The 13026-nt window shown below is 71.3% G+C and carries 18 protein-coding genes and 1 pseudogene; 8 read left to right on the top strand and 11 right to left on the bottom strand.

The features are described 5' to 3' along the window. The first annotated feature begins 51 nt into the window (after positions 1-51). Entirely contained in the window at positions 52-1740 is a 1689-nt protein-coding gene (locus A0130_10420; protein ID ANF32033.1) for a phospholipase, read from the top strand. A 49-nt stretch (positions 1741-1789) separates the two neighbouring features. Here the strand turns inward: A0130_10420 and A0130_10425 are convergent, their stop codons facing one another. The 5 genes from A0130_10425 to A0130_10445 are packed head-to-tail and all read right to left on the bottom strand — an operon-like array spanning position 1790 to position 4232. Next, positions 1790-2053, bottom strand: coding sequence for a hypothetical protein (locus A0130_10425; protein ID ANF32034.1), 264 nt, complete (start codon positions 2051-2053; stop codon positions 1790-1792). 40 nt (positions 2054-2093) lie between these two features. Further along, positions 2094-2948: an NAD(P)-dependent oxidoreductase gene (locus tag A0130_10430; protein ID ANF32035.1), complete on the bottom strand. Its 855-nt coding sequence runs from the start codon at positions 2946-2948 to the stop codon at positions 2094-2096. A 1-nt stretch (position 2949) separates the two neighbouring features. Beyond that, positions 2950-3315, bottom strand: coding sequence for a glyoxalase (locus A0130_10435; GenBank protein ANF32036.1), 366 nt, complete (start codon positions 3313-3315; stop codon positions 2950-2952). Between the two features lie 36 nt (positions 3316-3351). Then, positions 3352-3756, bottom strand: coding sequence for an NTP pyrophosphohydrolase (locus A0130_10440; protein ANF32037.1), 405 nt, complete (start codon positions 3754-3756; stop codon positions 3352-3354). A gap of 26 nt (positions 3757-3782) precedes the next feature. Beyond that, positions 3783-4232, bottom strand: coding sequence for a hypothetical protein (locus A0130_10445; GenBank protein ANF32038.1), 450 nt, complete (start codon positions 4230-4232; stop codon positions 3783-3785). A gap of 91 nt (positions 4233-4323) precedes the next feature. Here A0130_10445 and A0130_10450 point away from each other — a divergent pair, with 91 nt between their 5' ends. Further along, positions 4324-5232 (top strand): 5'-3' exonuclease, encoded by a 909-nt coding sequence (locus A0130_10450; GenBank protein ID ANF33391.1) that lies wholly within the window; start codon positions 4324-4326, stop codon positions 5230-5232. A 6-nt stretch (positions 5233-5238) separates the two neighbouring features. Here the strand turns inward: A0130_10450 and A0130_10455 are convergent, their stop codons facing one another. Together A0130_10455 and A0130_10460 are read right to left on the bottom strand one after the other, a co-directional pair. Beyond that, entirely contained in the window at positions 5239-6444 is a 1206-nt protein-coding gene (locus A0130_10455) for a hypothetical protein (protein ANF32039.1), read from the bottom strand. A gap of 88 nt (positions 6445-6532) precedes the next feature. After that, positions 6533-7462 carry an aldo/keto reductase gene (locus A0130_10460; GenBank protein ID ANF33392.1) on the bottom strand — a complete coding sequence of 310 codons (930 nt, stop codon included), beginning with the start codon at positions 7460-7462 and terminating at the stop codon, positions 6533-6535. Between the two features lie 83 nt (positions 7463-7545). Here A0130_10460 and A0130_10465 point away from each other — a divergent pair, with 83 nt between their 5' ends. Next, complete coding sequence (locus A0130_10465) at positions 7546-7818, top strand: TetR family transcriptional regulator (GenBank protein ANF32040.1); 273 nt, start codon at positions 7546-7548, stop codon at positions 7816-7818. Between the two features lie 9 nt (positions 7819-7827). Further along, positions 7828-8367 carry a hypothetical protein gene (locus A0130_10470; protein ID ANF32041.1) on the top strand — a complete coding sequence of 180 codons (540 nt, stop codon included), beginning with the start codon at positions 7828-7830 and terminating at the stop codon, positions 8365-8367. Positions 8368-8376: 9 nt separating this feature from the next. Here the strand turns inward: A0130_10470 and A0130_10475 are convergent. Next, positions 8377-8675, bottom strand: a pseudogene (locus A0130_10475) (hypothetical protein). A gap of 50 nt (positions 8676-8725) precedes the next feature. Between A0130_10475 and A0130_10480 the strand changes: the two are divergent. Next, positions 8726-9286: a hypothetical protein gene (locus A0130_10480; protein ANF32042.1), complete on the top strand. Its 561-nt coding sequence runs from the start codon at positions 8726-8728 to the stop codon at positions 9284-9286. Between the two features lie 89 nt (positions 9287-9375). Continuing rightward, on the top strand, positions 9376-9888 hold the full coding sequence (locus tag A0130_10485; protein ID ANF32043.1) for a hypothetical protein: 513 nt from the start codon (positions 9376-9378) through the stop codon (positions 9886-9888). On the opposite strand, the gene A0130_10490 is transcribed toward A0130_10485, so the two are convergent. From A0130_10490 to A0130_10500, 3 genes are read right to left on the bottom strand one after another with little or no spacing between them, the layout of a single operon-like run. Beyond that, positions 9885-10700: a hypothetical protein gene (locus A0130_10490; GenBank protein ID ANF32044.1), complete on the bottom strand. Its 816-nt coding sequence runs from the start codon at positions 10698-10700 to the stop codon at positions 9885-9887. The genes A0130_10485 and A0130_10490 overlap by 4 nt on opposite strands. A gap of 46 nt (positions 10701-10746) precedes the next feature. After that, the gene (locus A0130_10495) at positions 10747-11535 is read right to left on the bottom strand and encodes a methylase (GenBank protein ID ANF32045.1); all 789 of its coding nucleotides are present in this window, start codon (positions 11533-11535) and stop codon (positions 10747-10749) included. A gap of 43 nt (positions 11536-11578) precedes the next feature. Next, entirely contained in the window at positions 11579-12199 is a 621-nt protein-coding gene (locus A0130_10500; protein ID ANF32046.1) for a flavodoxin, read from the bottom strand. An 87-nt stretch (positions 12200-12286) separates the two neighbouring features. Between A0130_10500 and A0130_10505 the strand changes: the two genes are divergently transcribed. Together A0130_10505 and A0130_10510 are read left to right on the top strand one after the other, a co-directional pair. Next, positions 12287-12625, top strand: a complete 339-nt coding sequence (locus A0130_10505; GenBank protein ID ANF32047.1) for a hypothetical protein — start codon at positions 12287-12289, stop codon at positions 12623-12625. 82 nt (positions 12626-12707) lie between these two features. Further along, a complete protein-coding gene (locus A0130_10510; GenBank protein ID ANF32048.1) occupies positions 12708-12989 on the top strand; it encodes a hypothetical protein in 282 nt (93 codons plus the stop codon). Positions 12990-13026: the final 37 nt, after the last annotated feature.

A 13026-nucleotide genomic window follows, 5' to 3' on the forward strand; every position in this document is an offset into this window, starting at 1 on the left:
GCCGCCCGTCACGACCGTGACGGGACCACGAAAGAACAGGAAGAAGGAATCGTGTTCAGACCCTCACGTCTGCGCCGCTCCCCCGTCGCCCTCGCCGGCGTCGCCCTCGCCGGCGCCGCGGCGCTCGCGGGCGCCGGGATCCTCGCGGGCGCCCCCGCTTCCGCCAATCCCGGCGGCCAGCACGGCGACCACTCCGACCAGACCCTCACCCCGATCAAGCACCTCGTCGTGATCTTCGACGAGAACATCTCGTTCGACCACTACTTCGGCACCTACCCGAACGCGGCGAACACCGACGGGACGCCGTTCACCGCGGCGAAGAACACCCCGAAGGCGAACACGCTCGCAAGCTCCGGGACGCTCACGAACAACCCCAACCTGTACCCGCCCCAGCGGCTGACCCCGGCGCAGGCCGTCACCTGCGACCAGAACCACAGCTACAAGGCGGAGCAGCAGGCGGTGGACGGCGGTGCGATGGACCAGTTCGTCCAGAAGACCGAGACCGACACCTGCACCGGCGCGTACGGCGCTCCCGGCCTGGTCATGGACTACTACGACGGCAACACCGTCACCGGCCTGTGGAACTACGCCCAGAACTACGCGATGAGCGACAACAGCTGGGACACCACGTTCGGTCCGTCCACGCCCGGCGCGCTCAACCTCATCTCCGGCCAGACCCACGGCGGGACCGCGTACGACCCGAAGACGGGAGCGGTGCTCACCGCGTCCACGGCCGTCCAGTCGCCGAATGCCCAGGGCGTCGGCACCGTGATCGGCGACCCGGACCCGGCCTACGACGACTGCTCCGACAACGACCACACCTCGACCTCCGCGGTCGTCGGGATGTCGGGCAAGAACGTCGGCGACCTGCTGAACCAGCGCGGAGTCAGCTGGGGCTGGTTCCAGGGCGGCTTCACCCCGACCACCGCCTGGAACGGCCAGGCCGGCTCGTACGCGAAATGCGACGCCACGACCGCGAACATCGCGGGCGCGACGCCGAAGGACTACTCGCCGCACCACTCCCCGTTCCAGTACTACAAGTCCACCTCGAACCCGCACCACCTGCCGCCGACCTCGGTGAAGGCGATCGGGCACACCGACCAGGCGAACCACCAGTACGACCTGACCTCGTTCGACGCGGCACTGAAGGCGGACAACCTCCCGGGCGTCTCGTTCCTGAAGGCCCCGGAGGCGCAGGACGGGCACGCCGGGTACTCGAACCCGATCGACGAGCAGAAGTTCCTCGTCAACGAGATCAACGCCATCCAGAAGTCGAAGAGCTGGTCGAGCACTGCGGTCGTCGTCGCCTACGACGACTCGGACGGCTGGTACGACCACGTCGCGCCGAAGGTGACGAACGGCTCGAACGACGCGGCCGTCGACTCGACGATCTGCACGGACGTCAAGCACGTCGCCGGCGGCTACGCCGACCGCTGCGGCCCGAGCCAGCGCCTCCCGCTGCTGGTCGTGTCGCCGTGGGCCGCGCAGAACCGCATCGACCACACGCAGACGAACCAGGCCAGCATCCTGCGCTTCATCGAGACGAACTGGCTGACCGGACGGATCGGCGACGCATCGTTCGACACGAGTGCGGGGTCCCTGGGCGGACTGTTCGACTGGTTCCACCCGCAGCAGCGCGAGGTGCTGCTCGACCCGGCGACCGGCGCGGTGTCGTCCATTGTTCCGACGCGCCCGCACTGGCCGGTGCCGCCGCGCGGCGGCTGGGCCACACAGCCGTAACCGGCTGACCAAGGAGGCGGTCCGCGGCGCGCGGGCCGCCTCCTTCGCGTCACCGGGTGGGCATATGGGAGAACGCCTGCAAGAAGAAGGAGAGCCAGACGATGAAGAAGGCGACCTGGAACAGCGTGAAGACGGAACCGATGAACACCGCCGCCCGCGCCAGGCCGCGACCGCTCTCGCCGCTGGTGCGGGTCTGATTCAACCCGATGGCGCCCAGAACGATGCCGACGACGGGGACCACGAACGCGGCGATGAAGCCGATCAGGGCCATGAGGTTGGTCTTGGGCGGCGCCGGCTGCTGAAGCGAAGTCACCCGCCCTGTCTACCCCTTCGAGAGGACCTCTCGCACGCCCCTAACTGAGGGTGTCGCGGAGGAGCTCGTCGAGCGAGAGCGGGCGGCGGCCGGTGACGCGCTCGACGTCGCCGGAGACGCCCGCGAGCTCGCCGTTGGCGATGGCCGTGTAGGTGGACACCCACGCGTCGACCTGCCAGTCGGGCGCGCCCCACTTCTCCCGGGACGCGTAGGCCTCCGGGATGGTCTCGTCGTGGAACGACACCGGGCGGCCGGTGTGCGCGGACAGCTGCTCGGCGACCTCCGCGAGCGTCAGCTCCTCCGGGCCCGTCAGGTCGTAGGTGACGTCGAGGTGGTCGGCGGGATGCTGCAGCGCCTCCGCGGCGACCCGCGCGACGTCCGCCCGGGCGACCATCGCGGCACGCCCGTCGCCGGCCGGTCCCCGGATGACGCCGTCGTCGCCGACCAGGAACTGCGCGAAGTCGAGGTAGAGGTTGTCGCGCAGGAACGTGTACCGCATCCCGGACTCCCGGATGCGCTGCTCGGTGGCGTAGTGATCGCGAGCCAGGGTGAACGTCGCGTCCGGCGCCGCGCCGAAGAACGACGTGTAGACGACGTGCCGCACTCCCGCGTCGACGGCTGCCTCCACGAAGGCGAGGTGCTCGCCCAGCCGCTCCTTGTTCTCGGCGGCGGACACCATGAACAGGGTCTCGATGCCGTCGAGGGCCGCGAGCACCGTATCCCGGTCGCTGTAAGCCGCGCGGGCGACGGAACTGCCGGGATAGCGCGGCGCCTTCTCCGGCGAGCGCGCGAGCATCCGGAACGGCACACCGGCGTCCGCCAGGATGTCCGCCGTCATGCGGCCGACGCCCCCGGTGACGCCGGTCACGGCCAGGGTGGGTGCGGGTTCGCTCATCTCAGCCCCAGCATAGGCAGAAGGGGTGCCCGGAGGGATCCCCGTAGACCTGGAATCCCTCGCTCGCGTCGAGGTCGTCGGCCGCCCGGAGCAGGGTCGCGCCGACCGAGACGGCGTGGTCGTGCGCCTCGCGGATGTCGTCGATGTAAAGATCGAGGTGCAGTTGCTGCTGCGGGCCGTCCGGCCAGGCCGGCGGCTCGTGGGTCGGCGCCAGCTGAAAGGCGAGCCGCGGCTCGCCGTCGACGTAGACCGTCCGCCAGTCGTCCCCCTCGCCGCGCGACTCGCCGCCCATCAGCGCCGCCCAGAAGGACGACTCGCGCTCGAGGTCGGCGGTGTCGAACACAACGATCTCACGTCTGATCCGCATGGCGGCATCCAACCGCAGGCCACCGACACGGGTGCGTCAGTCGATCAGGTCCAGCTCCACCAGACGGCGCAGCACCTCGGTGCCGGCGGCCGGACAGCGGTTCGCGTCCGCGCTCGTGGTCCAGTGCACCGCGCCGACCTCGGCGGACGGCACCGGTTCGTCGTCCGTCCAGCCGCGGAACACCCGCATGTGCACCATCCGGCCGTCGGGCTCGCCGTGCGCCTGCGTCCGCACCTCGAACAGCTCCTCCAGGTCGTCGGCGCGGAACGGGAGCGAGACCTCCTCGAACGCCTCGCGCGCGGCCGCTTCCGCTGCCGTCTCGCCGGGATCGACCTTGCCCCCGGGCATGTAGTAGACGTCCCGCCCGCGGGCGGTCACCATCAGCACGCGGCGGTCGCGCACCACCGCGACGGCGGAGACGATGATCGGATCGGCGGTCACCCTCCGAGGCTACCGGCCTGTGCAGGTCACGGGGTCTCGGCGACCTGCTTCAGCTTGCGCAGCCCCTTCTCGAAGTCCCCGCCGACGAGATTGTCCAGGTTGACGAACCGCGTGTAGAGCTTGCGCGGCGTCTCCATCCGCCAGACCACCCGCGTGCCGTCGCCCTCCGGCGTCAGTACGAATCGGAGCTCGTTCGACGAGGGGAAAGGCCGGGTGAACTCCAGGTGGATGCCGACGCCGTCCGGTTCCACCGCCGTGATCCGCATCGTGCCGGAACCGGCCTTCCGGTTGCCCGACCACGCGTAGGTCGATCCGACCGCGCCCGGCTCGCCGCCGTACTCGCGCTTCAAGTCGGGGTCGAGGTCCTCCCACGGCGACCACTGCGTCCACTCGGGCAGGCGGGCGATGTGCGGCAGCAGCTGCTCGGGGGTGGCGCTGATGCGCGTGGTGCGTTCGACGATGACGGTTCCGGCCATGACGCGAACACTATCGCCCGCGGGCTGTGTGCGGGGAGGTGTGCCGCGCGGCGCCCTCGCGTGGCAGGATCGTCGCGTGACCGGCCGAATGATGCTGCTCGACAGCGCCTCTCTCTACTTCCGTGCGTTCTACGGCGTGCCCGACACGGTGAAGGCGCCCGACGGCTCGCCGGTGAACGCGGTGCGCGGCTTCCTCGACATCATCGCCAAGCTGGTGACCGACTACCGCCCCGAGTCGCTGGTCGCCTGCTGGGACGACGACTGGCGCCCGCGCTGGCGCGTCGACCTCATCCCGAGCTACAAGGCGCACCGCGTCGCGACGCTCGTCCCTGGCGGCGTCGACGTGGAGGAGGTGCCGGAGGCGCTCGTCGCCCAGGTGCCGGTGATCCGCGAGGTGCTGGGTGCGCTGGGCATCCCCATCGTCGGGGCGCCGCTCGCCGAGGCCGACGACGTGATCGGGACGCTCGCGACCCGTGCGGCCGGACCGGTGGACGTCGTCACCGGCGACCGCGACCTGTTCCAGCTCGCCGACGACGAGCGTGACGTGCGGATCGTGTATACCGCGCGCGGCATGAGCAACCTCGAAGTCGTGACGGACGCGGTGGTGCAGCAGAAGTACGGCGTCCGCGGCGACCAGTACGCCGATTTCGCGGCGATGCGCGGCGACACGTCCGACGGGCTCCCGGGGGTTGCGGGTATCGGCGAGAAGACGGCGGCGGCGCTCCTCGCGGACTACGGCGACCTCTCCGGGATCATCGCCGCCGCCGAGGATTCCGCGAGCGGCATGAAGCCGGCGGCCCGAGCTCGCTTCGCCGCCTCCCTCGACTACCTGGCGGTCGCACCGACGGTGGTCGAGGTCGCCCGCGACCTCCCGCTCCCCGACGTTGACGCCCGGCTCGCCCCGCTCACCGACGAGCAGCGCGAGACGTTGCGCGCGCTGTCCGAGCGGTACGGCCTCGGCGGTTCGCTCGACCGGCTGCTGACCGCGCTGAACGGCTGAGTCCGCTCAGGTCTCGGGCGGCTCCCACCGCCACAGCTCGCGCTGAGCGAGCAGGGCGAGCTCGCGCAGCACGTCGAGGTCCGCCTCCCCGTCCGCCCGGTCGCGAGGCGCGCGGCCGAACACGCAGAGCGCGCCGATCCGCGTGCCGTCCGGCGCCTCCACCGGGTACCCGGCGTAGTAGCGCAGCCCGGCGGGACCGGTGACGAGCGCGTTCGCGGCGAACCGCTCGTCCTCCTCCGCGTTCGGCACGACCATCCCGTCCTCGGACTGGATGGTGTGGATGCACGCCGACTGCTCGATCGGGATGCTGTCCAGCATCGCGCCCGTCGAGGCGAGCGGCCACTCGCTCCGGTCGTCCAGGACAGTGAACATCGCGATCTCGGTCCCGAGCGTGCGCTTCGCTGTGCCGACGATGCCTTCGAGTCGGGGGTCGCCGCCGCGGCGGCTGAGCTTGAGGCGCTCGATAGCCTCGACGCGATCGGCGCCGTCCGCGGCGGGCACAGGTCGCTGCGTCTCCCGCTCCTGCAGCGCCGGCGCCAGCGCATCCACGATCTGCCGCGCCCAGAACAGGTAGTCGGCCGGCGTCCGGCGCCGCCGCGACTCTGTGTGCTCCGGCGCCGCGAGGCCGACGTAGAGAGCGCCGGTCTCGCGACACACCCGGCGGGCGACGGCGTTGAGCCGGTGGGCGTGCTGATCGGCGATCCGGCCGCCGGCATTGTCGTAGGGCCGGATGGACAGGATGGGCTGAGCGCCCAGCCACACCACCGTCCGCGGTCCGCAAGAACGCGCATGCTCGAGCAGCCGTCGGAGCTCCGCCGCCCAGCCCGAAGGCTTGGCCATGCGGAGCGCGTCGGCCACCGCACCGCTCAGCACCACGGCGTCGTAGCGCTCGAATCCGGCGTGGTCGAGCAGCCGGCCGAGGCGCGTGACACCGGCGGAGGGATGCGGCACCACATCCACCACCGCGCCGTGATCGGTGGCCGCGGCGAGCGCACGTGCCACCGCACCGGGCAGGGCGAGGTCGTGACTTCCGACGCCCCAGCCCATGGCGGGCCCGGAGCCGACGAGCAGGACGCGGATGGTCCTCCGCCCGGCGGCGTAGGCCTGACGCCCGTCCACCGGCCGAACCAGGCGCGAGCGGACGACCGCGACGTGGGCGCGCCAGAGCCGCATCGCCATCCGGTGCGACAGCGGCACACGATCGTCGACCACCTACCGACCGTAACCGGTCGGGATGCGTCCGGCGGACCGGGCGGCGGCGGCGTGTTCGCTGAGCCGACGCCCGGTCCGGGCAGGGCGGTTACGGGAGGGTGTGCCCCGCTGCCGTGAAGAGGCGGTACCACTCGGGACGCGTGAGGGGGATGTCCGACCCGGCCGCCGCGTCGCGCACGCGCTGCTCGTTGGTCGTCCCGAGGATCACCTGCATCCCCGCGGGGTGCCGCGTGATCCACGCCACCGCGATGGCCGTGGGCGTGACGTCGTACTTCTCGGCCAACTCGTCGATCGCGTCGTTCAGCTCGGCGTAGTCCTCGCGGTCGCCGAGGAAGACGCCGTCGAAGAAGCCCTTCTGGAACGGCGACCAGGCCTGCAGCACGATGTCGTGCAGGCGGGCGTAGTCCAGGATGCCGTTGTCGCGGTCGATGGACTGGTCGAGCCCCGCCATGTTGGCCGCGACGCCCTGGGCGATGATCGGGGCGTGCGTGATGCTCAGCTGCACCTGGTTGGCGACCAGCGGCTGCGAGATCGACCGCTGCAGGAGCTCGATCTGGCCCGGCGTCTGGTTCGAGACGCCGAAGGCGCGCACCTTGCCCGCGCTCTGGAGCTCGTCGAAGGCCAGGGCGACCTCGTCGGGCTCGACCAGCGTGTCCGGGCGGTGGAGCAACAGGATGTCGAGGTAGTCGGTCTTCAGCGCTGCCAGCGACTCGTCGACCGAGCGCAGGATGTGCTCGCGCGAGAAGTCGAAGTATCCATCGCGGATGCCGACCTTCGACTGGATGACGACCTGGTCCCGCTCCGAGGCGGGGATGGCGCCGGCGTCGCCGAAGCGGCGCTCGCAGCCGTCGGTCTCGCCGCCGTAGATGTCGGCGTGGTCGAACATCGTGATCCCGGAGTCGCGAGCCGTGCGGACCAGGGTACGGATCTGCTCGTCGTCGAGGGACGAGATGCGCATGAGACCGAGGACGATGTTCGAGGCCTCGATGTCGGTGCGGGGGAAGGTGAACGTCTTCATGCCTTCCATCTAACTCCTCGTCAACCCCCTGACGGCGCGGGTTTCCGCGCCTACATTGCTTGATGGCAGTAAAGGAGCCACCGATGACCATGACGCCTGATTTCCATGTCGCTGTCGACGACTTCGCCAAGGAGACGGGCCTCCGCCGCATCCCGCCGCAGACGCCGGGGTACATCGTGAACGCTCTGGGCCGCGACTTCCGCGTCACCGACGAGATGGCGCGCATCTTCCTCAACCAGGTGGAGCGCGTCGCCGCGTCCGATGCGTCGGCCCTCGTCGTGCTGCGTCACGATGCCGGCCTCGAGCTGCTGCTGGTCACCGACGACAACTCCTTCTCCATCCGCACCCTCTCGTAGGCTCGTCCCGTGCAGGACGGGACCGACGACGACGCGGAAGCGATCGGCCGCATCCAAGCCTCGATCCAGGAGGCGGTGGCCGCGCTGACCGCTGCGGGAGCCCGACAGGAGGCGCTGGCGGAGTTCATCCCGGCGCGACGCACGCTCGGCATCCGTCGGGAGCCTGCCCTGCGCCGGATCGGCAGCGTGTGGCGGCTCGGGGTGTTCCTGCTCGACGACGCCGGGACGCTGTACGCGACCGGCACGCTGGTGCGGGCCACGCCGCCGGGGCGGCCGCAGTACCAGTCGCAGTCCGCGGAGCATCGGCGCGCCCTGCGGGCGGCCGCCAAGCGCGGGCATTTCCGCGACGGCGAGACGGTCGACTTCGACGCGGTCCCGATCCCCCTGGATGCGGACGCCCTCCGCGCCTCCACCGGCCCGCTGTTCCTCCGCGACGGCCGGGCGCTGGTCCGCTGGAGTGCGGCGGCCGACGACGCGCACTCGCGCGCCTTCGACGCGTACCTCTCCGAGCGGGTGGACCTGCTGGCCCACCCGCCCGAGGGAGCGTAGAGGGGCGGCTCAGACGGCGGGGGACGTGGACGCGCCGCCCTCGTCGCTGCCGCTGCCCTTGCCGGTCACCTGGTCGATCTTGGCCGACGCCTTGTCGGTCACCTTGCTGACGGTCTCGCTGACCTTGCCCCCGACGTCGGATGCGGCGCGCCCGGCGAAGTCCTTCACATCGCCCTTCACGCTCTGCAGGGTGTCCGAATCCGCGAACCCGCGCCACTTGCGGCGCAGGTCCTCGTACGCACCCCGCCCGCGCGCGACCCGATGATGAACCCGACGGCGACTCCTGCGGCAAAAGTGATGATCTTCATGGCGTGCACCGTACGCGCGGAGGCCCGGGCGCGACAGTGCCCGCCACCGCGTGGAGCACAATGTCAGCGTGGACGGGCGACGAGAGCACGGCACGGCCATCCTGGTCGAGGGCGCCAGCGATCGCGCCGCGGTGCTGGCGGCGGCCGACCTGCTCGGGCTCGACCTCGCCGCCTCGGATGTCGCGGTCGTCGCCATGGGCGGCGCGATGAGCATCCGCCGGTTCGTGGCCGAGCTGGGTCCATCGGGCGACGGCCTGCGCCTGCGCGGTCTGTGCGACGCGCGCGAGGCGGGGTACTACCAGCGGGCCGGTCTGCCGGACACCGCGATCTTCGTCTGCCGGCCCGACCTCGAGGCGGAGCTGCTGCGCGCCCTCGGCCCCGACCGCACCTTCGCGGTACTGGAGCAGGAAGGGGACCTGCGGCTGTTCCGGATGTTCCAGCAACAGCCCGCGCAGCGCCCGCGCTCGCTCGACCAACAGCTGCACCGCTTCCTGGGCACGACCTCCGGCCGCAAGGAGCACTACGGCGCCGTGCTGACCGGCGCCCTTGCCGCCGACGAGCTCCCCGCGCCGCTCCGCGGCATCCTGCGGTCGCTCCCCTTCCCCTCGTGAAGTGCAGGTACTCGCGCACCTCAGCGGCGTGTCGACCGCAGTTACCTGCCCTTCAGTGGAGGGGTGCGGGGCACGGATAGGGTGAGAGGATGCCCACGACCGACCCCGCGCTGCTCGCGCGCCTCGCCGAGCTGTTCGCCGCCCGCGACCGGGCCGACATGCAGCCCACGATCGACGCCCTGCTCGCGGTGTTCGCCGAGCATCCGGACGACCCGCACGTGCTCTACGAGGTCGGCGGCGCCTACGACACGGCCGGCGAGGAGGAGACGGCGGCGGGCTACTACGAGCGCGCCCTGGAGGCCGGGCTCGACGGCGACACCCTGCGTCGCTGCCTGCTGCAGTACGGCAGCACCCTCCGCAACCTCGATCGCTTCGACGACTCGCTCGCAGTTCTCGACCGCGCGCTGACGCTGTTCCCCGAGTCGGAGTCGGTGCGCGTCTGGCACGCGCTGTCGCTGCACGCCGCCGGCCGCAGCGACGCGGCGGTCGCCGAGCTGATGGAGGTGGCGGCCGACCGCATCCGCACGCCCGACCTGCAGCGGTACGAGGCAGCCATCCGCGGAAACGCGGCGTACCTGCGCGAGGTGGATGCGGGGCGCTAGCCCCGCCGCCCCGACCCCGGCCGGGTTACGCGCACCGCGAGCGCGATGAGCAGCAGCAGCGCGGCCGCCGCGAAGGCGGTGATCGCGACCGGCGCCGATACCAGGGACCCGGTCAGCCGGGACACCCCGATCCACGCGAGGCCCCAGGCGGAGGCGACCGCGGGGGCGAAGCGTCCGCGGTCCCAGATCGCCAGCGCGCCGCCGATGACCGTGAAGACCACGAGGAGGGCGATCGCCCATGCGTGGGGGCTCGCGCCGAAGCCGTCGAAGCCGGTCTTGAGAAGCCACGAGGTGACGTTCGCGACCGTCGCGATCATGACCCAGCCCAGGTAGAGGCCCATCACGCCGTCGAACAGGACGGCGTCGGCAGTCGACTCCGACGGGTGGCGGCGCAGGATGACGAAGGTCACGATGAGCACGACCAGCAGGGCGAGGATGGCCACGACCGAGAGGCCGAGCTGGCCGGCCTGGACGGACAGGATCCACGCGGCGTTGAGGAGCAGCGACGCGAGCACCCAGAAGCCGGCGCGGCGCTGGCGCTCCCGGGCGGCCTGCGACGGCAGGGCCTGCCAGATCGCGTAGGCGACGAGGCCGGCGTAGATCACCGACCAGATCGCGAAGGCCGGACCGGCGGGAGCCAGGAGGGTCGCGTCCGCGCTCAGCGCTCCGCCCGCCACCTCGGGGATGGGTGTGCCGCCGGCGGCTCCTGAGCCGACGAAAGCCCCGATGATCGCCACGACGGTCCCGGCGATGACGAGGGTCTGGCGGACGCGGTCGGCCGGCATGGGCCGCGCGGCGGCGAGCGTGCTCATGCCCCGTACGGTAGTCCGCAAACCGGCGACGCTGAAGGGAGGCGGGTCAGCACGGGGCGACGCCGACCACCATCGTGGAGCCGGTCTCGTCGTCCGCGTCGACCGTCGTGTCATTCCCCGCGGCGGCGAACAGGGCGGCGGAGGTGGCGGCCTGGGACGCGCCCGCCTCGATGAGCAGAATGCCGCCGGGAGCCAGCCACTGCGCGACCTCCGCTGCGATCCGGCGGTGCAGGTCGAGGCCGTCGGCGCCGCCGTCGAGCGCCACCTGCGGCTCGTGATCGCGGGCCTCGGGCGGCATCAGCGCGATCGCATCGGTCGGAACGTAGGGCGCGTTCACCGCGAGCACATCGACGTGGCCGCGGAGAACGGACGGCAGGGCGGCGAACAGGTCGCCCTCGAAGACGCGGTCGGCGGGGAGGTTGCGCCGTGCGCACCGCACGGCGGCCGGGTCGATGTCGGCGGCGTAGACCTCGGCGCTGGGCGCCGCATCCCGGACCACGGCCCCGATCGCGCCGATCCCGCAGCACAGGTCGACCACGACAGCATCCCGGCCGGCGGCGAGCGCGTCCGCGGCGAGGTCGGCGGCCCGCAGCGCCAATCGGGAGGTCCGCCGGCGCGGAACGAAGACGCCCGGGTCGACGTGCAGGCGCAGACCGCAGAACTCCACCCAGCCGAGCAGCGGCTCCAGCGGCTCGCCGGCCACCCGCCGGGCGACCAGGGCTTCCAGCTCCGCCGGGGAGACGGCCGCCGCGGTCAGCAGCAGGGCCTCGTCCTCGGCGAAGACGCATCCGGCCGCGCGCAGTCGCGCGACGATCACGGGGTCGGGTGCGGGCACCCGGCCATGCTAGCCGGGCGCCGTCGTCGCAGGGCCGCCGGGCTCAGGCCGAGCCGAACGGTTGCGAACGCAGCACGCGCGCGAGATGTGCAGCGTTGTGCGCGACGGTCGCGTTCTGGCCGGCCACGGCCTCCGGGGTCTCGTCGAGGTCCTTGTAGTCGACGGTCTGCATCGCCTCGCCGTTCCAGTAGGTCGATCCCTGCGAGGGGATGCTGAAGCCCACGTCGTTGAGGCCCTGGAAGAGGTCCGCGATGATGCCGTGCGCTCCATCCTCATTGCCGACGACGCCGACGATCGCGACCTTGCCCTCGACGAGAGGACGGCCGTTGTCGTCGGTCTCGGACAGTTCGGCGTCGAGGCGCTCCAGCGCGCGCTGCGCGACGGAGGAGAGGTGGCCCATCCAGGTCGGCGTCACCATGACGAGGATGTCGGAGGCGAGGACCTGCTCCCGGATCTTCGGCCAGTCGTCGCCGTTCCCCTCATCCGCGGAGACGCCGGGCTTGATGTCGTAGTCGACCAGGCGCACGGCGGTCCCGGTCACATCGTGGGTGGCCAGCTCGTCCAGCAGCTGCCGGGCCATGAGCTGGCTGCTCGACTCCCCCGGCGACGGCGTGAGCGTGCACACGAGGGCCAGAGCGGTCAACGGACGGGTGTGATCGGTCATGCGGTGGAGTGAACGCGCAGGCTCCGCGGAGCGCAAGCCATTCGCAGGCAACCTTGACCTCCGGCACGAGGGATGTATTGATGGACTATGAAACGCATCCACTACGCGAGCGGCTCGCTGCTCACCGGCGACGACATCGCCGACGTCTTGGTGCGCTTCGCGGCCGCCCTGGCGCACCGGAACGACTCGGCCGAAGTGCACGCGCCCGCCATCGTCGACGGCGACCAGACCGGTGAAGTGCTCATGCTGCTCGGACCGGCCAGCCAGATCCTCGCCGAGGACGAGCACTTCGACGGAGGCGAGCTGCGCGACGAGGAGTTCGTGACCGAGTTCGAGGGCAGGATCGCTGCGCTCGGGCCCACGCGCGCGACCTTCGTCGAACACGGGACCGACGACCTCCCCGATCTCGACTACGACCTGCTGTGATCCGCCCGATGCGTCACTGCACTGGCGCTCTCACGGGCACCGCGTACTATCGGGCGAGTAACAGAGGACCGGGGAGAGGGTAATGCAGGTGTTCCACGTCTACATCGACGACCTGAGATTCACCTTCGTCGACCGCACCCCGGTCGAGGAGCTGAAGAGCAGTATCGTCGCGGCGAGCAGGAACGACGGCGACTTCGTCTCCATCACCCAGTCGAGCCGGCCGCCGACCGAGATCTTCGTCTCGAGCCAGACAAAGGTGCGCATCGAGACGGCGACCATCCCGCGCGATCCGGTCTCCACCGGGGCGACCGCCGGAGAAGACGACGACGACGCCTTCTGGTTCGACTTCGACTCGCTCGCCTGAACGGCGGGACGCGAACACCCGCCCGAGTCAAGCACTA

This window comes from Leifsonia xyli (genome assembly GCA_001647635.1).
GTDB classification, from domain to species: domain Bacteria; phylum Actinomycetota; class Actinomycetes; order Actinomycetales; family Microbacteriaceae; genus Leifsonia; species Leifsonia xyli_A.

Bases quoted from the DNA above. Each gene is read 5' to 3' on its own strand.
- A0130_10430 (ANF32035.1), bottom strand. From the start codon at position 2,948: ATGAGCGAACCCGCACCCACCCTGGCCGTGACCGGCGTCACCGGGGGC.
- A0130_10435 (ANF32036.1), bottom strand. From the start codon at position 3,315: ATGCGGATCAGACGTGAGATCGTTGTGTTCGACACCGCCGACCTCGAG.
- A0130_10445 (ANF32038.1), bottom strand. From the start codon at position 4,232: ATGGCCGGAACCGTCATCGTCGAACGCACCACGCGCATCAGCGCCACC.
- A0130_10450 (ANF33391.1), top strand. From the start codon at position 4,324: ATGCTGCTCGACAGCGCCTCTCTCTACTTCCGTGCGTTCTACGGCGTG.
- A0130_10460 (ANF33392.1), bottom strand. From the start codon at position 7,462: ATGAAGACGTTCACCTTCCCCCGCACCGACATCGAGGCCTCGAACATC.
- A0130_10465 (ANF32040.1), top strand. From the start codon at position 7,546: ATGACCATGACGCCTGATTTCCATGTCGCTGTCGACGACTTCGCCAAG.
- A0130_10485 (ANF32043.1), top strand. From the start codon at position 9,376: ATGCCCACGACCGACCCCGCGCTGCTCGCGCGCCTCGCCGAGCTGTTC.
- A0130_10490 (ANF32044.1), bottom strand. From the start codon at position 10,700: ATGAGCACGCTCGCCGCCGCGCGGCCCATGCCGGCCGACCGCGTCCGC.
- A0130_10500 (ANF32046.1), bottom strand. From the start codon at position 12,199: ATGACCGATCACACCCGTCCGTTGACCGCTCTGGCCCTCGTGTGCACG.
- A0130_10505 (ANF32047.1), top strand. From the start codon at position 12,287: ATGAAACGCATCCACTACGCGAGCGGCTCGCTGCTCACCGGCGACGAC.
- A0130_10510 (ANF32048.1), top strand. From the start codon at position 12,708: ATGCAGGTGTTCCACGTCTACATCGACGACCTGAGATTCACCTTCGTC.